General features: G+C 39.4%; 18 protein-coding genes and 1 tRNA gene. 7 read left to right on the forward strand and 12 right to left on the reverse strand.

Going from position 1 to position 23,281, the window contains the following annotated elements; translation table 11 throughout:
* Window positions 1-13: 13 nt before the first annotated feature.
* Window positions 14-100: transfer RNA gene (locus O3603_RS02885), tRNA-Ser, on the reverse strand.
* A gap of 686 nt (window positions 101-786) precedes the next feature.
* Between O3603_RS02885 and O3603_RS02890 the strand changes: the two genes are divergently transcribed.
* Entirely contained in the window at window positions 787-1,380 is a 594-nt protein-coding gene (locus O3603_RS02890; RefSeq protein WP_155715094.1) for a vancomycin high temperature exclusion protein, read from the forward strand.
* A gap of 223 nt (window positions 1,381-1,603) precedes the next feature.
* A complete protein-coding gene (locus O3603_RS02895) occupies window positions 1,604-1,999 on the forward strand; it encodes a hypothetical protein (protein WP_273539323.1) in 396 nt (131 codons plus the stop codon).
* 22 nt (window positions 2,000-2,021) lie between these two features.
* Here the strand turns inward: O3603_RS02895 and O3603_RS02900 are convergent, their stop codons facing one another.
* The 7 genes from O3603_RS02900 to O3603_RS02930 all read right to left on the reverse strand — a co-directional run bounded on the left by O3603_RS02900 (window position 2,022) and on the right by O3603_RS02930 (window position 10,578).
* Window positions 2,022-2,219 (reverse strand): hypothetical protein, encoded by a 198-nt coding sequence (locus tag O3603_RS02900; protein WP_155715093.1) that lies wholly within the window; start codon window positions 2,217-2,219, stop codon window positions 2,022-2,024.
* 33 nt (window positions 2,220-2,252) lie between these two features.
* A complete protein-coding gene (locus tag O3603_RS02905) occupies window positions 2,253-3,023 on the reverse strand; it encodes a YaaA family protein (RefSeq protein ID WP_155715092.1) in 771 nt (256 codons plus the stop codon).
* Between the two features lie 170 nt (window positions 3,024-3,193).
* A complete protein-coding gene (locus O3603_RS02910) occupies window positions 3,194-5,308 on the reverse strand; it encodes a prolyl oligopeptidase family protein (RefSeq protein WP_371520393.1) in 2,115 nt (704 codons plus the stop codon).
* A 21-nt stretch (window positions 5,309-5,329) separates the two neighbouring features.
* Window positions 5,330-6,532 carry a GDP-L-fucose synthase family protein gene (locus O3603_RS02915; RefSeq protein ID WP_371520396.1) on the reverse strand — a complete coding sequence of 401 codons (1,203 nt, stop codon included), beginning with the start codon at window positions 6,530-6,532 and terminating at the stop codon, window positions 5,330-5,332.
* 17 nt (window positions 6,533-6,549) lie between these two features.
* Window positions 6,550-7,641 (reverse strand): GDP-mannose 4,6-dehydratase, encoded by a 1,092-nt coding sequence (gene gmd / locus O3603_RS02920; protein WP_009435766.1) that lies wholly within the window; start codon window positions 7,639-7,641, stop codon window positions 6,550-6,552.
* Window positions 7,642-7,987: 346 nt separating this feature from the next.
* A complete protein-coding gene (locus O3603_RS02925; protein ID WP_371520399.1) occupies window positions 7,988-10,093 on the reverse strand; it encodes a dihydrofolate reductase in 2,106 nt (701 codons plus the stop codon).
* 26 nt (window positions 10,094-10,119) lie between these two features.
* Window positions 10,120-10,578, reverse strand: coding sequence for an AraC family transcriptional regulator (locus O3603_RS02930; RefSeq protein ID WP_155715088.1), 459 nt, complete (start codon window positions 10,576-10,578; stop codon window positions 10,120-10,122).
* Between the two features lie 377 nt (window positions 10,579-10,955).
* Here O3603_RS02930 and hcp point away from each other — a divergent pair, with 377 nt between their 5' ends.
* A complete protein-coding gene (gene hcp / locus O3603_RS02935) occupies window positions 10,956-12,608 on the forward strand; it encodes a hydroxylamine reductase (RefSeq protein ID WP_371520402.1) in 1,653 nt (550 codons plus the stop codon).
* A 365-nt stretch (window positions 12,609-12,973) separates the two neighbouring features.
* Here the strand turns inward: hcp and O3603_RS02940 are convergent, their stop codons facing one another.
* From O3603_RS02940 to O3603_RS02950, 3 genes are all read right to left on the reverse strand, one after another.
* Window positions 12,974-15,205 (reverse strand): GH92 family glycosyl hydrolase, encoded by a 2,232-nt coding sequence (locus O3603_RS02940; protein ID WP_371520405.1) that lies wholly within the window; start codon window positions 15,203-15,205, stop codon window positions 12,974-12,976.
* 234 nt (window positions 15,206-15,439) lie between these two features.
* Entirely contained in the window at window positions 15,440-15,916 is a 477-nt protein-coding gene (ribH, locus tag O3603_RS02945; protein WP_009435971.1) for a 6,7-dimethyl-8-ribityllumazine synthase, read from the reverse strand.
* Window positions 15,917-15,925: 9 nt separating this feature from the next.
* Window positions 15,926-16,600: a tol-pal system YbgF family protein gene (locus tag O3603_RS02950; protein WP_009435904.1), complete on the reverse strand. Its 675-nt coding sequence runs from the start codon at window positions 16,598-16,600 to the stop codon at window positions 15,926-15,928.
* A gap of 185 nt (window positions 16,601-16,785) precedes the next feature.
* On the opposite strand from O3603_RS02950, the gene O3603_RS02955 reads away from it, so the two are divergent.
* The 3 genes from O3603_RS02955 to O3603_RS02965 all read left to right on the forward strand — a co-directional run bounded on the left by O3603_RS02955 (window position 16,786) and on the right by O3603_RS02965 (window position 19,652).
* Window positions 16,786-17,892, forward strand: a complete 1,107-nt coding sequence (locus O3603_RS02955; RefSeq protein WP_314517458.1) for a DNA replication and repair protein RecF — start codon at window positions 16,786-16,788, stop codon at window positions 17,890-17,892.
* 4 nt (window positions 17,893-17,896) lie between these two features.
* Entirely contained in the window at window positions 17,897-18,187 is a 291-nt protein-coding gene (locus O3603_RS02960) for a DciA family protein (RefSeq protein ID WP_371520409.1), read from the forward strand.
* A gap of 850 nt (window positions 18,188-19,037) precedes the next feature.
* Complete coding sequence (locus O3603_RS02965; protein WP_314571842.1) at window positions 19,038-19,652, forward strand: DNA alkylation repair protein; 615 nt, start codon at window positions 19,038-19,040, stop codon at window positions 19,650-19,652.
* Between the two features lie 781 nt (window positions 19,653-20,433).
* Here O3603_RS02965 and O3603_RS02970 read toward each other — a convergent pair.
* Window positions 20,434-21,246 (reverse strand): hypothetical protein, encoded by an 813-nt coding sequence (locus tag O3603_RS02970; protein WP_371520412.1) that lies wholly within the window; start codon window positions 21,244-21,246, stop codon window positions 20,434-20,436.
* Window positions 21,247-22,104: 858 nt separating this feature from the next.
* Between O3603_RS02970 and O3603_RS02975 the strand changes: the two genes are divergently transcribed.
* Window positions 22,105-22,998, forward strand: a complete 894-nt coding sequence (locus O3603_RS02975) for a helix-turn-helix domain-containing protein (RefSeq protein ID WP_371520414.1) — start codon at window positions 22,105-22,107, stop codon at window positions 22,996-22,998.
* The last annotated feature ends 283 nt before the right edge of the window (window positions 22,999-23,281 follow it).

A 23,281-nucleotide genomic window follows, 5' to 3' on the forward strand; every position in this document is an offset into this window, starting at 1 on the left:
CTACTGAGTAATGCGGAAGGAGGGGGATTCGAACCCCCGGTACGCTTACGCGCACGGCAGTTTAGCAAACTGCTGGTTTCAGCCACTCACCCATCCTTCCTTAAAAGTATGTTAGCTGAATTACTAAGCACCATCTCAAATGCGGTTGCAAAGTTAGTGTTTTTATTTTATTCCTCAAAATATTATCATGTAATTTTTCGTTTTCTTGTAAAAAAATACACCTTTCTTCTCATCCAATTTATCCATACTTCCGATAGTTCCAACCTATTAACTGGTTTAGTCTCATGGCTTTCCTTACTCTCAAAAGGCATAATTATAAATCCAAAGTTATGATAACTTCTATTGTTGAAAAGCATTAAGAAGTTCTTTGCTGGGGCATTTTCAACACTTAAGACACGGACGGTACGGAGCCAGAAAGGGGTACAGAGTTCCTAAAGGAACATGGGAATCCACAGAAGTTGACGCCCCCTTCATTTGCAAATAGTAGTCTTCACGCCCCTCTTCATTCGGAGAGAAGATGGGGACGAGGCTTCTTCTCCTATTGAAGAAAGCCTCTCTTTACATTGAAGAAACGCCCTTCTTACGCCAAGGAGAGGCTCTTCTCCTATCAAGGAAACGCCTCCGTCAAATAGAGAGTCAATTCTTTAATTCAGCAAAGATGTATCCCTAAGATGATATAAAGCAGTAACCCTGTCATGAAAAAGCCTCGTTAGGTATTCTATCATTATGTTTCGTCTGTCTAAAAAGATTTGTATCTTTGCACAAGTAACATATATCTCAGACAGTATGAAGCGGAAAGTAAGCTATACCATCATCGGTATTCTGGTAATCGTCATAGCTGTTATTGCAACGTGCAACATCATTGTCAATAACAATGCTAAGGGACGAGTCTTCGATAATCCAGCAGATGTTCCAGCAATGAAAACAGCAGTTTTGCTTGGAACAAGCCCCAAAAGCCGATATACAGGAGGTCCTAATCAGTTCTTCCAAGCCCGCATTAATGCTGCAGTAGAGCTGTATAAGCACCATAAATACAAGCAGTTAATCATTAGCGGAGAGAAGCGTACGGGTTATGATGAGCCTTCCGCAATGAAGAGATGTCTCACAGAAAGAGGCGTACCAGCCAACATCATTCACATGGATGGTAGTGGTCATCGAACCTTCTTATCTATGCGTAACATTCAAAAAGATTATCATGCTGACTCTATTATCATCATCTCGCAGAAGTGGCATAACCAACGTTCCATCTATTTGGCAGACCATTTAGGTATATATGCAGTGGGTTACAATGCCGAAGATGTGCATAACTTCTTTGCTCAACTGACGCATATTAGAGAGTTATTAGCACGTGTGAAGTTGTTTAAAGATGTGCTACATTAATACTTACAAGCGTTAATTCTCTCTTTAAATCTATGTTCAATGACTGGACTGTGGTAATGGCAAAGACCATAGAGGATATTATGTCCAAGAGGATAAAAACTCGTAAACTTGTCAACGCACGAACTCCTCAACTTGTAAAGAGGATGATTTCAAATTGCCAAAGAGGCTTATATCCTAATAAATCTTTATCTTTGTCGAAAAGAATAGATGTCTGATTAAAACAATGGAAACTCCTGATAAGACGATAAAATACAACCTTTTCGATTACGCCTACTATGTAGGACGAAGCTTCATACTCCCTTGGTTGGATGGGAATGCAGTGGTTATTTATCCTCTTATGATGGTCATCGCGCTTCTCTTACCGAGCTTTTGTGATGGTGTATTAGGCATTTCGGGCGATACAATTCCACTAATTATCTTCGTCTTACTAACGGCTTCTTTCTACATTCTCGTCAGTAAGCTGTACAAGAGGAACTACAGATCAATACTTGTCAAAGCACATTTTAATGAGACAAAATGGGCTAAATGGTATATGAAACTGCTGTTTTCTATCTTTTGGCTTTTACTCCCTTTTCTTATAATAGGGCTAATTTTTGTCCTTAGTGGTGGGTTAGAATAAGAAAGAAAAGGCTTCTATTAATTTATAACCGACCGATTTCTGACAGTACATCAGCCACATCTTCGGGTGTATTGAATAGGATACCTTCTTCCAACTCATTATCTGATAACTGATTAAGAAGCTCTTTTGCGGATGCCTCATCAAAGCGTGGTTCTCCCTTTGTGTTGGTCTTTTCGAGGAGAGCTGATAGTATTTCTTTGCGGAATTCTTCTATTGACATAATATTAATAAGTTATTGTTTGGAGCAAAAAGATTATACGTTTTGCATTAAAATAAAGTGTGGGTGCGCCTCATCTCCATAGTTGGCTTGATAAGTAAAGCCCTCATATTCAAATGAAAGGAGGTCGCTTGACTTTGCGAGACGATTGCGAAGAATATAGCTCGTCATCGCTCCTCGACAGCTCTTGGCATATACACTCACAGCCTTTAGACGGCTACCTTGATCTACCATAAACTGCGGTTGGATAATACGAACAGCCTTTTGCAGTCGCTTCCAGTCGAAGAGTTGCTGAAACTCTGCCGTTGCCAAGTGTACAAGAACGCCGTCATCATCTTGCACCGCATTGATGAGCATATCGGTTAGTAAGGGCTTCCAATATGCAAACATATTTTTTCCTTCGTTCGATGTGAGTTTTGTTTTGCCCTCAAGACGATAAGGATGAATGAGATCCAAGGGGCGCAAGAGTCCATAAAGAAAGCTCGTTATCCATAGATGATCATCGGCAAAACGGAAGTCATCGAGACTATATTGCTGTGCTTTCAAGCACTTATAAGCCTGTCCATAATAGGCTAGGAGAGCCGGAAGAAGCGCCTCCCGATTGAAGAAGTCCTGATAACGTAGCTTGTTTTCCAGGGCTATCTTCTCATTGCAATGTAGTTCCTTGGATAGGACATCAACGGACATCTCGCCCAGTTCTAACGCCATTCTCCCCACTTCCTTACCGAAGTGTGGTTCATGCGTGAAGGGCACTTGCACCGAAGTAGTGCTATTCATTATCTTTGCCGAAGCAAGTAGTATTTGCATATTTAGTGCTTATTGGGGGCTTTGCAGGAGTTAATGAGGTTATAGGAGTTAATGAAGTAAAGACAATACTGCCATTGATTGCATTGCTTTCATACGACTACAAGCAACAGAAGGGATGTCTTAACTCCATTCACTCCTTTACTTCTTTCACTCCTACTGAAGTTTATCTCCTAATACTTCAACCCCATATTATAAAGGATGAAACCATAGATATCGGCTTGTTCCTCTAGTTGTTTAGATAGAGGCTTACCACTTCCATGTCCCGCCTTAGTATCAATACGAATCAAAGTAGGTGTGTCGCCAGCATTACAAGCTTGTAAAGTGGCAGCAAACTTGAATGAGTGTGCAGGTACAACACGGTCATCGTGGTCGGCAGTTGTTATGAGTGTGGCTGGGTAATGAGTGCCAGGACGAAGGTTATGAAGCGGAGAATACGAACGAAGATACTCAAACATCTCCTTTGAATCGGCACTTGTTCCATAGTCAGGAGCCCAGTTCCAACCAATAGTAAACTTGTGGTAACGTAACATATCCATTACTCCCACCTGTGGAATACATACCTTAAAGAGGTCAGGGCGTTGCGTCATACAAGCGCCAACTAGCAGTCCGCCGTTTGAACCACCCACTATGGCGAGATAGTCCTTACTGGTATATTTGTTTGTAATCAACCATTCCCCAGCAGAGATAAAGTCGTCAAACACATTCTGTTTATGCAGTTTCGTACCAGCGAGATGCCACTCTTCTCCATACTCACTACCGCCTCTCAAGCATGATTGTGCATAGATACCTCCATTCTCAAGGAATGGTATTCTGTTAGATGCGAAGTAGGGTGGCATGGCAATGTTAAAGCCTCCGTAACCATAAAGATACACTGGATTCTTGCCGTTGCGTTTGAGTCCTGTCTTATAAGTAATGAATAGTGGGACACGTGTACCATCCTTACTTGGATAGAAGACTTGCTCTGTTACGTAGTCAGAAGACCGAAACTTAACCTTCGGAGTAGCGTACACTTTGCTTTCATTTGACGCTATATCATACTGATAAATAGAGCTTGGAATGGTGAAGGAAGAGAATGAATAGAATACTTCCTTGCGGTCTTTTTTACCATAGAAAGCGGCACTTCCCACTGTAGGTAACTTGATTTCAGCCAGTTGCTTACCGTCTAAGTCATAGACAAAAGCATGATTGGACGCATCCTTCATATAGTTTAGTATCATCTTACCATCTACGAAGGTAACATCTTCCAACATATCTTTACTTTCAGGGACAAGCGTTTTCCACTCATTGAATCCAGGGTGTTCTATATCCGTAACCATCAATCGGTTCTTAGGAGCACCATCATTTGTGAGGAAGTACATCTTATCACCTATAGTCTGTACAAGGCTATATTGCAAGTCAAGATTCGATGTCATCTGAATGAACTGACTATTGGGTTTACGTAAATCACGTACATATACGCAATTACCAGAGCCTGCACCGCTTTCGTAAAGGAACATCATTGTCTCGTCCTCATTGGTAGATACGGAGTAGAAACGCATTGGATTAGCTGGGTTCTGATAGAACAACTGATCCTCAGACTGCGGTGTTCCAATCTTGTGATAATAGATCTTCTGCACTGCATTCACATTACTATATTCATGTCCTTTAACGGGTGCGTCATAGGCACTATAGTAGAATCCATCCCCCTGCCAAGCGGCACCTGAGAACTTAGCCCACATGATATGATCATCAAGGAGTTCGCCTGTTTGCGGGTTCATGACATAGAACTCCTCCCAGTCACTACCACTACGTGATATGGCATAAGCCGCATATTTACCATTATGAGAGAAGCTAATACTTTTCAAAGCAACCGTTCCGTCCTCTGATAACTTATTAGGGTCAAGGAGGATTCGAGCGTTCTTCTCATCACCAAGATGGTCCATTACGTAAAGGACGCTTTGGTTCTGTAGACCATTGTTCTTATAGAACAACCACTTCCCGATAGCCTTATTATAAGAAGGTGCAGATAACTTCTCGTAATTAGCTAACTCTTTCATACGTTGGAAGAGTTTGCTTCGGAAAGGAATGCGAGCAAGGTACTGTTGTGTTACCTCATTCTCCTTCTTCACCCACTCGGCTGTTGCTTTAGAGCTATCATTCTCTAATGGGCGATAAGGGTCAGCCACTTTTACACCGAAATAGGTGTCAACTGTGTTGTCTTTAGGCGCTTGCGGATAGTTAATCTTCTGTGCCATTACACTCGTTACGGACATTACTGCCGCTGTTAATAATACTTGCTTCTTCATATGGTAAAAGGTTAAAATGAATTATCTTAAGCTTTCTTGATACCACTCATAGAGCTTCTCTACACCTTGATCTATCTCTACTTTATGTGTCCAACCAAGTCTATGGAGCTTCTCAACATCGATGAGTTTGCGTGGAGTACCATTGGGTTTATCAGCATCCCAGACAATTTCTCCCTCGAAATGAACGGTTTTCTTTACGAGTTCCGCTAGTTCTTTAATAGTCAATTCTTTGCCTGTACCAACATTGATATGGCAGTTTCGAATCTCACCTAACGATGGGATAGCACCTCCACGACCCTCTGAATTGTTGCGATCGACGGCTCCATCAATCTTAGCACCATAGAAAACACTTGAATACTTATCGATTCCGATGATGTCTTTGAAGTCTACATTCAAGAGGACATGCACGCTGGCATCAGCCATATCTTCGCTCCAAAGGAACTCACGAAGTGGACTACCATCCCCCCAGAGTGTCACTTTATTGCTCTCGATACCATAGAATGATAATGCCTTTAAAATGCGTTCCTTAGCGTTCTTTCCATCAACATTTCCTTCGCCAATGAGCGTCCTTAACTGATCAGTTGGGTTGATGGGACGTTTGTCCATGTCATTGCGTATAGCATTCCAGTTGCCCTCGTGGATGAGTTTAGACAAGTAGATCTTACGCATCATGGCTGGCATTACATGTGAGTTTTCTAAGTGGAAGTTGTCGTTAGGACCATAGAGATTGGTTGGCATAACGGCTATGTAATTCGTTCCATATTGTAGGTTGTAACTCTCGCACATCTTTAGTCCTGCTATCTTAGCGATGGCGTATTCCTCATTTGTATATTCAAGAGGAGAAGTGAGAAGCGCATCCTCCTTCATTGGTTGTGGTGCATTCTTAGGATAGATACAAGTACTTCCTAAGAAAAGTAACTTCTCCACGCCATGGAGATAGCTCTGTTCTATGACATTGCATTGCATCTTCATATTCTGCATAATGAAGTCTGCACGATACAAAGAGTTCGCCATGATACCACCAACGAAGGCTGCAGCCAATACAACTGCATCGGGTTTCTCTTCATCAAAGAATCGCTTTACAGCAAGCTGATCGGTTAAGTCCAACTCTTTATGTGACCTACCCACAAGATTCTTGTAACCTCTTTTTTCAAGGTTATTCCATATAGCTGAACCCACCAAACCATGGTGTCCAGCTACATAGATCTTACTATCTTTATTCATACTTCCGTATCCTTGCTTTATTTCACAATACCCTTCTCAAGATATTCTTCTAGGTTCGTTCTAACCTTCTCAGCAGCTCCTTCAGATGCAACCTTTGCCATATCATTGTCAACCATGATGTTAACTAGCTCTTCAAAGGTCGTACTATTAGGATTCCAACCTAGCTTTGCTTTAGCCTTCGTTGGGTCACCCCAAAGATTAACAACGTCTGTTGGACGATAGAAGTCAGGGCTAACTTCAATCAAGACATTACCAGTTGCCTTGTCAATACCCTTCTCATTCATACCTTCACCCTTAAACTCCAATTCGATACCAACACGTTTAAAAGCATAATAACAGAACTCACGAACACTGTGTTGAACGCCTGTTGCGATAACAAAGTCCTCTGGTTGTTCCTGTTGCAAGATAAGCCACATACACTCAACATAGTCCTTTGCATAACCCCAGTCACGTAATGAACTTAGGTTGCCCAAATAGAGTTTCTCTTGTTTACCTTGCTTTATTCTTGCTGCTGCGAGAGTAATCTTTCGAGTCACAAAGGTCTCTCCTCTGCGTTCACTCTCATGGTTGAAAAGGATGCCAGAGCAGCAATACATGTTATAAGCCTCACGATATTCTTTCACTATCCAGAAGCCGTATTGCTTTGCAACAGCGTATGGACTATAAGGGTGGAAAGGCGTATTCTCGTTCTGTGGGACCTCCTCAACCTTACCATATAACTCTGAAGTTGAAGCTTGATAGATACGACATGTATCTGTCAAATTCAACTGGCGAACTGCTTCTAAGATTCGCAACACACCAACAGCATCAACATCTGCAGTGAACTCAGGCGAGTCGAAGCTCACTTGAACATGGCTTTGTGCGGCGAGATTATATATCTCGTTGGGGCGAACCTTACTTATAACGCCAAGGATACTCATAGAGTCTCCAAGGTCAGCATAGTGTAAGTGGAAATGAGGACGCCCCTCTAAATGGGCGATACGCTCACGGAAGTCTACTGATGAACGGCGTATAGTACCATGAACATCATATCCTTTCTCGAGTAATAACTCAGCCAAATAGGAACCATCTTGCCCCGTGATACCAGTGATAAGAGCTGTTTTCTGCATTGTTTCTAGTTTTTATCTGTTATTTTGTTATAAGTCGTTATGTCATCACATACGAATGTACAAAGATACAAATTATTATTAATAATCAACGTATTAAGGCACATATTCTTTATAATTAAGCGTTAGCAGTTTTAGAATTAAGTTACTGCAGCTATTAAGGAGAGGCTCTTCTTCCATCAAGGAGAGCCTCTCTTGATAGGGAGAAGAGCCTTTCCTTATCTCAAAGAAACGCCCTTGTCAAATAGAGGATAGCATTTCTTTTAAGAGTACTATCCATAAATTATATAGAAAATATTGTCTACAAAAAAGGGATGAAAACATCATTTGTTTTCATCCCTCACGTTTTTTATAATGTTTGATATTCTCTTGAATAACGGAGCATTTGCTCTGTATAAGTCTCAGAATAATCTACTATTATATCAACAACATCTCCTTTCCCATTATAAACAGGCTTCAAAACGGGGTTGACAAAGCCTTTGTAAGGAGCAATATTTAAGCGATTGTAACGACAAAGAACCTCTTCATGGATATTAGGATCCAATTGGATGGCATAACGTTCTACCAGTTTTCGTGCTGACTCAAAGTCGCCTTCGCTCTTGATACGCTGTATCTCCGCTAGTTCTTGTGCAAAGATACGACGCAAGGCAGCATAGTCATTAATACGAACATAGGTTTTCTCCTTGCCAGTTGTAGTATCCATACGCTTAATGAGTTCGACAACCTTGTCCTCTTTACCTAGTTCCATTGCCCATTGAGCAATAAGAGCTCGGTTCTGCATGTGGGACTCTTCGATTTGTTTACTAGGCTTGATACGTACCTGCTGAGTGAGTAATCCATTCATCATATAGCCATAATATTGGGCTTTGTACGCCTCCTTGTCAGCGAGCAAACCAAGTTCAAGAAGCTTATCATCAGCTATATAATAAAGACCAAAGAGGTCGGCACGGGCTTCTTCAATGGTATTTCCATAGTTCTTCAGCGCATCAGGATCGGTTCCAGGGAGTAATCTACCGCTTCCATGACCAAGACATTCGTGCAAGTCTGTATGTAAGTTGTCTGTTATATCAGCATATTTATCCATCAATAGGCACGTATCTTTATCGATAACAAACTCTTCTCTAAAGCCGTTACCCTTCGCTGCCATGTCATAAGCATGCGTCAGATTAGAGATCGTGACACTCTTAGATCCATACTCTGCACGTATCCAATCGGCATTAGGAAGATTGATACCAATAGCCGAAGCAGGGTATTCATCGCCACCAAGCATGGCTGCACAAATAACATTTGCAGTGACTCCCTTCACCTTTTCCTTGCGAAACATAGGATTGACGGGAGAGTGATCTTCAAACCATTGGGCGTTAGTTGAAATTGTTTGTGTACGATGCGTCGCATCGAGATCCTTGTATTCAACAATGCCTTCCCATGATCCTTTTAATCCCATGGGGTCTCCATAGACTTCTATGAAACCATTGATAAAATCAATGCGAGCATCTTGCTCCTTAAGCCACTCTATCGAATAAACATCAAAGTCACGCAGGTCTCCTGAGGTATAATACTTTATAAGCAGGCTAATCACATGACGTTGTTGGTCGTTTTCAGCATATTTCTTTGCTTGCTCTAACCAATAGACAATCTTCTCTATGGCTGCACCATACTTGCCATTGAGCCTCCAAACGTCTTCACGAATAATACCATTCTCTTTTATTAGGGTTGAATTTAGCCCATAAGAGGGTGCACCATATGGCTGTATTGGAGTCTGTTCAACTGACGAACTATCACTAACAGACAGCTTCTTATTAACATCATCCAGCTTCATCTGGGCATAGAAAGCCTCAACTTCGTGCTGTTCTACACCATCATAGAAGTTACATGCAGACTCACGAACGATGTCAATACCATCCGACTTATTAACACGTTTGGGTAGAATTGTTGGGTTGAAGATAATCGGGCAAAGCTCATCAAGCATTGCTTCAACACTTTCTCCTTCTTTAAGTGGAAGTAACTTCGGATCAATCTTCATTGTTACTTCACGCAAAAAAGTCTCTGAGAACAAAGGAGCAAACTTGTCACAAGCATAATGATGATATATTCCGCTTGCAAACCAAACCTGCTTTAAATATTGTTCTAAGCCATTATACTCATCCTCAAGTTTGTTTCTTTGACTATTATTATTACCTCTCTGGTCAGAAAAAAGGATTTTCTGATCAGAGAATCTATCCTTTTGAACATATACGTAAATAGTCTCCAACATTTTTCTAATGCGGAGATTATACTTTCCAAATTGGTCAAACGTTATGTCACGTCCATATAATGTCGCCTTAGAAAGGCAATATATGAGTTGCTTCTGATCAAGTGTCAGCTTGCTAAACTCGGGTAGCCGATACCTTAACATTTGTATATCGGCAAAACGTTCATCTAGATAATTAAATTCTTCTTCAACTGCTTCTATCATAGACTTAATTATATACTTACCGCCTTTTACTTCTTTAGCGGCTTCTTTAATCGCATCTCTTCAGAGGGGTGCTGGGCTAGATGACGCATCTTGTAGTCACGAGGAGTAACACCATTAATACGATAGAACGAGGCATAGAAAGACTGTCTATTAGAAAATCCTACCATGTCACTTATATCTTCCATGTTGAGATCCTGATATCGTTTGTCAACCAGTAAAGCCATAGCTTCCTCTATTCTGAATTTGTTAACGAACGATGTATAGTTCATGTGAAACCTTACATTCACTACTGCAGAAATGTAGCGTGTATTAGTTCCTAAGTCCTCAGCAAGCTGTTTCGCAGAATAATTCTTGTCTTTATAACGCTGCTGGATTAGAATGATATTCAGAATTTTCTCCTTAAGTTCATCCATCAATTGCGGACTTACCAAACTACGGTACGCGGCCATCTTCTCCTTTTTTTCAGTTAAGTTGTACTTAGCCATAATCCGTGGATTTTTAGTTACCAAATATGTTATTACAATGCAAATATAGTATATTTAATTAATATTGTCAAGTGCAAAGTATAATTTTTAATATCTCTTAGTTGTTCATTTTCTGACTATTATACGACTTTCTTCAATGCTTAGGAATAAAATATTTACATGATAATAACTCATATCTTTGTGTGATAGGGAGTTCCCCTTTATTTCATTCATTGTACTTCTTTACACTTAAAAAGTCTTATACGGGATATTAGGAACGATTAATATTTAATATACTTTAACCTTGTAAAGTCACAAATGTTACCTAATAGCTATGAATTAGTCTATAATTTTGCCGTCGAAAACGAAATTAAAACATTACAAAGGAATAATTTAAAATGGCAGAGAACAAGATGTTTTGTTTCCAATGTCAGGAAACAGCAAAGGGTACAGGATGTACTATTCAAGGTGTATGTGGCAAGAAGGCAGACACAAGTCGTTGGCAAGATTTATTACTAGCAGTGACTCGTGGCATTGGAACTATCGCTGATTCGCTTCGTAATTCAGGTATAGAAACAAGCCAGGAGGTGGGTGATTACATTGTTGACTCTCTCTTCGTGACTATCACCAATGCTAACTTTGATGATCAAGCTATATTGGCAAAAGTAGATAAAGGAGTACAATTAAAACGAGAGCTTCTCGAACTTGCAGCATCAAAAAACATCAATCTTCCTGACTACCCAGAGGTTAAATGGGGTGGAGAAAAGGCTGATTACGAGGCAGAAGGTAACCGAGAAGGCGTGCTACGAACCGAGAATGAAGATCTACGTTCACTAAAGGAATTAACCATTCTAGGCTTGAAAGGAATGGCAGCATATTATGAGCATGCATCTCGATTAAACGAACGCAAAGATGAAATCATCGCTTTTATAGAGAAGGCCTTAGCGACTATCTCTAATCCTAATGCTAATATGGAAACCCTACTTGCAACCGTTATGGAGACTGGAAAGTATGGTGTTGATGCAATGGCACTACTCGATAAAGCAAACACAACAACATATGGTAATCCAGAGCTGACAAAGGTTAACATCGGTGTAGGTAATCGCCCAGGAATCCTTATCTCAGGTCATGATCTCAAGGATATTGAGCAATTATTGGAGCAGACAGAAGGTACTGGTATAGATGTATATACCCATGGTGAAATGTTACCAGCACACTACTATCCACAATTAAAGAAGTATAAGCACCTTGTTGGAAACTATGGTAATGCATGGTGGAAACAGAAGGAAGAGTTCGAGACATTCAATGGTCCTATCGTATTTACTACCAACTGTATCGTACCTCCTTCACCAAAGGCAAGCTACAAGGATCGTGTATTCACCACTAATGCAACAGGTTTCCCAGGATGGAAACACATTACAGCTGATGCAAACGGACACAAAGACTTCTCTGAAGTAATTGAGATTGCTAAGACCTGCAAAGCACCAACTGCTATCGAGCAAGGCGAGATTATTGGTGGATTCGCACATGCACAAGTATTCGCACTTGCCGATAAGGTCGTTGATGCAGTAAAGTCTGGTGCTATCCGTAAGTTCGTTGTGATGAGTGGTTGTGATGGTAGAATGAAGAGTCGTGACTACTATCGTGACTTTGCAAGTCGCCTCCCGAAGGATACAGTTATACTAACAAGTGGTTGCGCAAAATTCAAGTATAACAAACTAAACCTTGGTGATATCAATGGTATACCACGTGTATTGGATGCTGGTCAATGTAATGACTCATACTCATGGGCAGTGGTAGCTATGAAGCTAAAAGAGATCTTTGGTGCTAACGACATCAATGATCTTCCTATCGAGTTTAACATCGCATGGTATGAGCAGAAGGCTGTTATCGTTCTCTTGGCACTACTTTATCTTGGCATTAAGAACATCCATATCGGGCCTACGCTCCCTGCTTTTGTATCTCCAAACGTACTAAATGTACTTGTTGAGAACTTCGGACTCGGTGGTATCACAACTGTTGATGAGGATCTCAAGAGCATGGTTGGATAAATTAATCATCTAATTTAAGTAAAGAATCAGAAGCCTTCCCTAATATTGGGGAAGGCTTTTTTGTTTATAAGAAAAGGTTTATAATGATAAAGAAACACACTAGTTTTACAAATATGCGGACAGCTACAAAACTTCAGAGAAACAAGAATTTGGTTAAGAAGTAGGGCTGTATGAGCGAACAAACAAGGGTATCAGCCTCTGCATAAATCTATCTGTCACAATGGAATTAGACTTTTATCTGAAACAAAGAGGGCGTTTCCTTGCTGTGAAGCAAGGCTCTCCTTGATACAAGAAGAGCCTCCCTTGCTATACAAAGGAGGCTCTTGTCTTTTGAATGTAGTTAGAGTCTTACTATCACCAGCACATTACTTACAAGGTTTATCACCCATCATGAAATCGATGGAAACACCATCTTTTAGTTTATTGTGCTCCAAATAATAATGCTGATAAGGCTGTCCATTCATCATTATACGCTGTATGAAGCGATTATTATCATCGTTTTTATCCGTATTGATGGTGATTATTTTACCATTTTCTAGATGTATTTTTGCCTTGTGAAAATAGGGTGTTCCTATCATATACTGCGTACTTCCAGGGCATACTGGATAGAATCCTAAGGCCGAGAAAACATACCAGGCAGAAGTCTGACCATTGTCTTCATCACCGCAATAACCATCAGGCTGTGCAGTATATAATCGGTTCATAACCTCACGAATCCAGTACTGTGTCTTCCATGGTTGACCGCTATAATCATACAAGTAAATCATGTGTTGGATAGGTTGATTACCATGTGCATAGTTGCCCATGTGCATTATCTGCATCTCACGAATCTCATGAATAGTGAAGCCATAATAGGTATCGTCGAATATAGGCGGTAGGTTAAATACGCTGTCCAACATCGTGTTGAACTTATCGTAACCACCCATCAGTTGTGCCAAACCAGACGGGTCATGAAACACGCTCCAGGTGTAGTGCCAACTATTACCTTCCGTGAATGCATCTCCCCACTTATATGGGTTAAAGGGCTTCTGAAAGCTCCCGTCCGCATTACGACCACGCATTAAGCAAGTCTCTTTATCAAATACATTCTTATAGTTCATGGCTCGCTCCTTGAAAGGTTGCAGTACCTTGGCACTCTTCCCTAGCTTTAATCCGAACTGATAGATACACCAATCGTCATAAGCATACTCCAAGGTGCGTGCTACACTTTCGTTAATACCCACATTATAAGGCACATATCCCAATCGATTATAATACTCAAATCCTTTACGCCCTGTCGAACTGATAGTGGGGTGAACGGCGTTAGCTCCATGCACAACCGCCTTCCATAACGTTTCAATGTCATAACCCCGAAGTCCCTTGATATAGGCATCTGCCACCACAGAAGCAGAATTATTCCCGACCATACAGTCACGATGTCCAGGGCTAGCCCACTCTGGTAAGAATCCACTCTCTCGATAAGCATTGACTAAACCTGCCTGCATCTTCTCATTCATAGAAGGGTAGATAAGGTTGAGCAAGGGGAACAATGAACGGAAAGTATCCCAATATCCTGTATCGGTGAAGAGGTATCCTTCGAGTACTTTTCCATTATAAGGACTATAATGAATGGGCTTTCCGTCGGCATCAAACTCATAGAAAGAACGAGGGAAAAGTACGGAACGATAAAGACAACTATAGAATGTGCGGAGGTGATCCACATTATCGTCTTCCACCTCAATGCGCCCTAATACCTTGTTCCATTCAGCCTTTCCTTCAGCCTTTACTTGCTCGAAAGACTTTCCTTCTACCTCCTTTAAGTTACGAAAGGCTTGCTCTTCACTGATGAAAGAAGAGGCTACTTGCACATTTACCTGTTCGCCTTTCTTGGTCTGGAAACCTACTACAGCCATCGCATGATTGCATCTTGCAGAAAGCTGATTATCGATTAGTTTACCATCAGAAAGGCATCCTTTATAAACGAAATCATGGTCGAAACGAAGAACAAAGTAGTTCTTAAAGTTATCAGGAACACCACCACTGTTCTTTGTCGTATAGCCCACTATGGTGCGTTTGTCAGGTAGTATCGTCACAGAAGAGCCCTTATCGAAAGCATCGACAAGGAAGTAAGCCTCGCTAGTAGTGGGGTAGGTGATTCGAACAGAGGCTGCTCTGCTAGTCGGAGAAAGCTCTACCGTTGCGTCATAATCGGCTAGATAGACCTTATAATAATAAGGTGTAGCAGTCTCCGCCTTATGTGAGAACCAGCTAGCTCGCCCTTCCTCGTCGAACACTTTCCTGCCTGTTATGGGCATGAAAGCGAACTGCCCATAGTCATTTATCCATGGACTAGGTTGGTGTGTTTGCTTAATACCACGTATCTTGTCGGCTCTGTAAACGTAAGTCCAGCCGTCCCCCATCTTTCCTGTTTGTGCTGTCCAAAAGTTCATAGCCCATGGTAATGCTATAGCGGGATAGGTGTTGCCCGTTGATAATTCGCTTTTTGAGGCAGTGCCTACCAATGGATTAACATAATCAACGGGATTCTTTACGACCAGAGCATTGATATTCGTAATGCAAGATAGCACTGCAAGCGTAATAAACAACAGCTTTTTCATATATAGGTTTTTAATTGGGGTAATTAGAATTATACGCTATTTAGAAATAAAAAGTCGGTAATCAACAAGAGTGAATATCGATTACAAATATACAAAAAAAATATCTCACTCCCCACAAAAAGAGCAATGAGAATATAATGAGTAGACCTCAACACAAATAAAAAAGGCAACAGATAGTGGTGTAATCCCACATTCCGTTGCCTTTAAACCAATATTTCTTATTAACTAAAATACCTAGAACTTAGCCATTTTAATAGCATCAATAGCACATTCGTCACCCTTATTGCCAAGCCTACCGCCACTTCTGTCCTTTGCTTGTTGTAAGTCGTTTGTGGTGAGAAGACCATAGATAACAGGAATATTCTGCGATGCATTCAAACGTGCAATACCATAAGTAACCCCCTGACAGATGTAATCGAAGTGAGGAGTCTCACCCTTGATGACACTTCCGAGGATAATGATAGCATCAAAGCCATCGTTCTTTGTCATCTGTTGTGCACCATAGATAAGCTCAAAACTACCAGGGACTGTCTTGATGTGAATGTTCTCTGGGATAGCACCATGCTTCTCCAACGTACGTACAGTACCATCAAGCAATGCTCCAGTAATCTCTGGATTCCACTCTGCAACGACAACTCCAAAGCACATATTACTAGCGTCTGGAACATTCTGCTCGTTGTAGTCTGATAGATGATGAAGTTCTGTTGACATGGCTACAGATTAATTAGAAGCACGTTCAATGTACTTGTCAATATCCTGGAAGATAGGAGAGTTGACATAAGTCTTCTTGATGTTCTTATAGATATCAAGTGCTTCTGCCTTCTTACCTTGGCTTTCCAATAGGATACCAGCCTTACGGAGTGCTAGTGGAGCAATGGTAAGGTTGATGTTGTCTTCAGCCTGAGCATTAGCCATGTCAGCTGCTTTCTTGAAACAATCAACAGCTTTGTCAAGCTGATTATTGTTTGCATAGATGTCTCCTAGAGCCATCTGTGAGGCTGGGCTAATCATCTCATCATTAGAAGTATCAAACTTCTCTGCATTTTCCAAAGCCTTTGCCCAGTTTGGTTGAGCCTGATGTGCATAGCAAAGAGCCACATAAAGGTTAGCAAGATTACCTGCATCAGTGTTACTGTAGTCGCTTTGTACCTTCTGAAAGCCAGTTAATGCCTTGTCATACTGCTGTGCATTGAAGAATGTCTGACTCTTTGCAAGCTCAGTACTAGCCTCTGCCTCGCGTGGAGCAGAGATGTAATTCTTGTAAAGGATAACACCCGCAATGATTACAATAATAGCGATGACTGCAATAGCAATCTGCTTCTTATACTTCAAGAATGCGGCTTCAGAATTGTTAAGGGTATTTTCATAAGTACCCTGTTCTTTGTTGTTTGCCATTTTAAGTTATGATGTTTTGTTTCTTTCTTATATATTATATGTGTGCATAATAGCGTCGCAAAAGTACGGAAAAAGTCGGATATATTGAAATTTATCAACGACTTTTTTCTTTTATTGATACGAAAAGGGGTAACTTTGCAGATGATTGATAAGAGGAAAGAAGAGTGTGATTAAAGACAAAGAAGATGCAATTAAACAAACTTTCTATCATAAACTATAAGAATATAGAAGCAGCCACCTTAAACTTGTCGGCAAAGCTTAATTGTTTCATAGGGCATAATGGTGAGGGTAAAACCAACCTATTGGATGCTGTTTATTACTTATCCTTTTGCAGGAGTGCCTTTAATCCGAAGGACTCTGAAGTGATGCGTCATGAGGCCGATTACTTCGTATTGGAAGGTGATTACACCACTGATAATGAAGACAAAGAACAGGTTTATTGTGGTATGAAACGTGGCTCGAAGAAGCATTTCAAACGTAATAAAAAGGAATATAAACGTCTCTCGATGCACATCGGTTTGGTTCCTCTTATATTCGTTTCACCAGCTGATGCAACCTTAATAGATGGTGGAAGTGAAGAACGAAGAAGGCTTATGGATGTTGTTATCTCTCAATATGATACACCTTACATAGAAGACCTTAACAGATACAATAAAGCTTTACAACAACGTAACAAACTCTTAAAACAAGAGGAGGAGCCTGATGCAACACTCATGGAATTGCTTGAAATGCAAATGGCAGAGTATGGGGAAGCTATTTATAAGAAGCGAGCTGCATTTGTGGAAGAGCTTACTCCTGTATTTCAACGCATTTATCAAACGATATGTGAGAACCGAGAAAAGGTGTCATTAGAGTACGTTTCGCATTGCCAACGTGGCTCATTATTAGATGTTATACAGCGTGATCGAGCAAAGGATCGCATTATGGGCTATTCACTACATGGTGTGCATAAGGATGATTTGGTAATGAAGTTAGGGGATTATCCTATTCGCAGAGAGGGTAGTCAAGGGCAGAATAAGACTTATGTGTTAGCTTTAAAACTGGCACAATTTGACTTCTTACGTCGTACATCAGGAAATAATACACCTTTATTATTGCTTGATGACATCTTTGATAAGCTCGACAGCAGTAGGGTGGAGCAAATTGTTCGCTTGGTTTCAGGCGATGATTTCGGTCAGATATTCATAACTGATACTAATCGTGACCACCTTGATAAGATTCTTCATGGAAGTAGTTTTAGTTATAAATTATTCTCCGTTGAAGGGGGAGAAATAAAAGAGAAGAAGGAATAAAGCTATGTTCAGACGGAAAGTACAGACTTTGGACACCTTACTTAATCAGGTCTTAAGGAAGGAAGGACTCGAAGCTCCTCTCTTACAAAAACGCCTTATCGATGCATGGGAGGAGGTTGTGGGTAAGACTGTCGCACGTTATACACAAGAGAAATTCATACGCAATCAAACCTTATTCGTGAAGATTATCAACCCAGCCTTACGTGCTGATCTTAGTATGATGCAGTCAGAACTGGTGAAGAAACTCAACGCAGCAGTTGGTTCTATGATTATTACAGAAGTGAGGTTCTACTAGTCTTCATGGGAAATGGATATTTGTTGCTTTCAAAGCATCATTCTTTAATATTCATGTAAAACCTATTGATTCATATCAATAAATACAAGTTCTTAAAGAAAAAACGCCGATTTATTTTGTTGTGTACGCAAACAATTGTACCTTTGCATCGTCAAAAGAAATAGAATAGATTGTTTAGGTTAGTAATAATAGATTTAGGTTTTTAGTTATTTAGTATTAAGGTAGAGCAAAAGAGATTGTTCAGGATTATAGTTGATAGGTTTAGTTAAGGTAATAAATAAGATTGATTAAAGGATAACAACGACGCAAGATGATTGGGTGACGCCGTGAGGCGACAACCCAAGAGTCAAGCTCAATCACTCATTGAAAGGTGAGTAGGTAAAGGGTGTAACAATTATTTGTTACACCCTTTACCTATACTTACGATTGAGAAGAGCATTCAATGAGATCGTGTTGATGGTAAACACGTATGGTGCTAGGCATAAACACAAGTGCGATAAAGTAACATGAATATGCTCAATCTAGGACTAGATAAATAGAAATAAACGTTGAGTGCAAATTAAGAGCTTTATTTTTGCTGTCATCCCTGTCACACTATTTACATTCATAAGGTGTTGATTATAAAACAATTGTTACATATATTAAAAGTGACAACAACCACTTTTAAAACTATATTGGGCTTTTTAGAGAACAATAGGAACTGAATCTACTATGAGAAAAACGAAGAAGAAATAATTAATAATTGCTTTTTTTCTTGTAAATTTGTAGAGCTTTAATTTGAGATAGGATATCTATGTCCAATGAAGTGAACAAAAGTTTAATCCGATACATATTATATAATAAGACAATGATGACTGATCAGACACACGAGAAACTAATGCAAATTAAACAATCCTTCCGCCTATTGATGAATGGTGTAGCATCACAATCAATGCGTGAGAAAGGACTATCATATAAAATAAACTGGGGCGTACCAGTACCGGAACTACAAAAGATGGCTCTGGAATATGGTAAGGATTATGACCTTGCTATTGAACTTTGGAAAGAAGAAATACGTGAGTGTCAAGTACTGGCAACGCTAATTATGCCTGCAGAACGTATGTCGGAAGATTTGGTAGACGTGTGGATGGAGCGCTTACGAACACAAGAAATGGCAGAACTATTGGCTTTCAACCTTCTTCAACACCTCAACTTTGCTCCAGCTTTGGCTTATCAATGGATTGCATCAGACAAGGATATGTATCAACTCTGTGGTTATCAATTATTAGCAAGACTATTTGCAAAGGGCATGGAACCAAATGAAAGAGGTATTAATGAGTTCCTCGATCAAGCTCATACAACTCTTGCTGGAGAAAACATAGCACTGAAGCACGCTGCATTTAATTGTGTTTTAAGTTTCTGTGAATTAGGTAATGAGATGGAGATGATAGCAAAGAAGGCACTAGCTGACCTTGATATTCTTTGATATTTCATATAACTTTAATAAAAAGAGAGCCGACACATTAATTAATGTATCGGCTCTTAAACTTATTATCATCAACCAGCTCACTATAATGTAGCGGTATATGACTATTTACTTGATTTCTTCCTCCTATACTCTTGCTAGTCAAGATTAATCTTCTTAGAGACAATTAAAACCTCAGCAAGTAGTGCTGCAACGATTGTTACAATACCAAATGTTAACATAATATTTTCCTTTCTTCTTTGTGCAGAAGCCCCTTTGGCTCTGCTGTTATTACTTATTTTAACTCGAAATTCATTGCAAAGGTACGACAATTAGCCTACATATTGGTATAATATTACTTGATTTATAGATTTAATCCAGCATTATTGATTTTAATCAAGATGATTGACAACCATCAAAAATATAATCTTAGTCGATAAAAAATGAGGTTTGTTTATTGCTAATTGATTGAAAGAGTGTATCTTTGCAGCACGTTGTGTTTAAGATAACAAATAGATTATGGACAAGCTTATTGCAATGAACAAGGAATTCGATAGCAGCATGGATGCTCGTTTCCTACAGATTCAAAATGCACGTCGTGAGGCTCTTGCTCGTAAGATTAAACGTAGCTAATAGAGTCTAGACATGTGCTTTGGGCATTACAGAAGCAGGTTTGAAGTTAATGTAATTGCCAACAAGATTAAGGTAGAATATTACAAACAGAATGAAAGAAGACCTTATTGAATTTGCTTCAATAAGGTCTTCTTTTGTTTTATCATTATATAAATAAGGTGGAGAGAACTTAAAAGTCATCTTCTTCTCCGACTTCTTCTGCTTGTATTTCCAGCTCTTCAGGATTCGTATCGAATGTTGTGCGATAACTTTCTTCCGTCAATTTATCATCATCAAAGTCGTCATCATCCTCTTCATCTGATGATTTTATATCCTTTGACAAGTCCTCATCTTCATCATAATTATCAAATTCCTCCTCATCACTTTCTAGTTCGTCTGCTTGAGAGAACTTAATGTGATTAACAGCTGCCATTGGCTTTTCTTTTGCAAAGATAGCCTCAGTCCATGACCCCTTTGAGATTTCCAATACTTCAAAACCATCAGCAGTCTTTTTATCATACAGACCTCCTGGCTTCTTTAAACGATCAGTAGGAAGGGTAGTTGTACTAATATCAAATCCACTTTGAATTATGTCTTGTACACTTTGAGGGAGACTTTCCCAACCACCACCAAAATTACGTTCTAACACCTCAATGAGCTTTTGGGCAGATATATGATGTATGTTCTCCCATGTCAAATCAGTGATTCGAAGGATTGGTTTCTTCTTCAATGCCCACTTCACAACAGTACCTTCATCAAGTCTTATCGTACCTACTTGACAGCCACGAGCCTCATACTTCTTTATAACTTCAGGCTTATCTACCTTTACCTCTTCTATAATGAAGGCGCTTTTAAGCACGTCAATATAGTGATGCTCGTTATCCTTTAAGTCTGCATCACGCTCTGCTTGCGCCCAAAGGCGGAAGACATCGCTTTCCTGAATGTCCCAAACATTACTCTTCGTAAGATTCTTTAATGATAATGATTGTCCTTGTCGCTTCATATATATGTTACTCTATCAATTTGTTTTTTTGGCATATCTGTATGGATAAAAGCCCTTCAGACGGATTGCAAAAGTATAGACTTAAACGTAAATCTCCAAACTTTTCACGAAAAAAAAACATCTCCAATATAAAAAAGTATATACTATTTCATTGCTTGTAAGCAAAGAAGAAAAATGAGAAGAGGGATAGGAGAGAGGAAGAAAGCAAAAATCCTGATTCCACTCACGTGGAATCAGGATGCGCTGTAAGCTTCTGGTAATATTTTATTAATAGTCATAAAACCAGAACAAGTGTGTTATCCTTTACCTTTAAAAAAACTAACCTGTATATCTTAAAGCGTGATTAGCAATAACTACTTGCGCTTTTCTTGCTACTACACAGCCTTTGTTTATATCACAATTAAACAGACGGACTAACGTTGTCCTTATATCTGTTACAATTGAATTTATCCTTATTTATCTTTCTTTTATCAGTTTATATCATTCATTCGTACACATAATTCCGAAGTAATGTAACCTTTGAACTGGCTGCAAAGATAATCATCATCATTCATATAAACAAGTATTTACTATTAAAATAAGCGTAATTTTACTCTTTCTTAAACCTTTCTTTCGTTACCCCTGTATATTGGATATAAAAGAGGGGAGATTTTAGCGTTATATAAGTCATTAATTGTTAGATAATTTCTTAATACTTTCTCTAAGGCAACCATATATGCTTAAACTAAGAATAAAAAGCTCTCCACATAGCTTACAAAGGTCTTTTTGGTTAATTATCATTAATTATCCTTATTGTTTAAATACTTATTTGTACCTTTAAAACAAAACTTTTAAAAGCTTTAAACTGAAACTAAAAGCATGATAAATATATACCCTAACAATAATTTTAAAGACCCTTTAGAATGTGACACAGTAACGAGGATTGGTCTTGATAAGGCTGGTGCAAAGTTCTCAATATCAGTTTTGCACAAATCACCATTCCTTTCAATGGAAGGTAGAACCCCGCCACTTCCATCTCAGTTTACACATATTGACGTTGTGAGGCAAGGATCATTTAAAATACAGTTAAACAACAATGAATACGTTTGTAATGCTGGTGACCTCTTGTTTGTGAACTGGGGAGCAGTCATGGTAAATGTTTCTTCCTCTGAAGATATCGTCTTGGAAAGAATTGCCATACGCAAGGATTACCTTAAAGCAGTCTTTTCTGCCTCTTTACCTAAGCTGTTCTTATCACCTGGAGAAATCTTTGTTTGGCAATTAACAAAGCTCAACTTCAACATTTGGCATAGTTATTTTGTATTGTTACATGAGTTGTCTTCTTGTGAAGCATTGGATACGAAGGTAATTGATGCACTCTTTCTATCGTTAATGCAATTTGTTTATCATTTCTACAAGTACTATCAAGAGGCTGAAATGAAGTATAAGCCGCGAACCAAGCGACTTACAGAAGCATTCGTACACCTTATTAGTAAGTATTCAAAGAAGGAACATGAAATTATGTTCTATGCGGATAATTTATGTGTAACTCCGCATTATCTCGGTGTTATTATCAAATCGGAAACAGGAGAAACTGCCCGTGAATGGATTGAAAATTCACTCACTGTCTCTATGCAAGTAGCCCTTAGAAATTCAAATAAAACGCTTAAACAACTTGCATCCTCATTCAATTTCTCTTCAAGCAGTGCCTTTTGTAAGTTCTTTAAACGTAGAACTGGACTTACACCAAACGAATATCGTAACAAGAAGTAATACCTCTCATTATTCAAGAAGATGCTTTTTAAGAATAATGGCAGTTATGATAAATAGAGTAAAAGAAGGCTCTCCTTTTGTGCTTTAAGGTTGTCATTGTTGATGAAGAAAGGCTGTTATGTGAAAAAGAAAGTGTAACTTTGTAGATAACTTAATGATACTATCAGTTTAAAATGATATTTTTCTCTGAAGAAGATAATACTTACCCAAAGTATTAAGAAAGTACTTATCGAAGAAAGATGAGACCTTCATAAAGTATAAAGAAGCCATTTATCGAAAGGAA

Source organism: Prevotella sp. 20925_1_30, from assembly GCF_041433025.1.
Lineage (GTDB): Bacteria > Bacteroidota > Bacteroidia > Bacteroidales > Bacteroidaceae > Prevotella > Prevotella vespertina.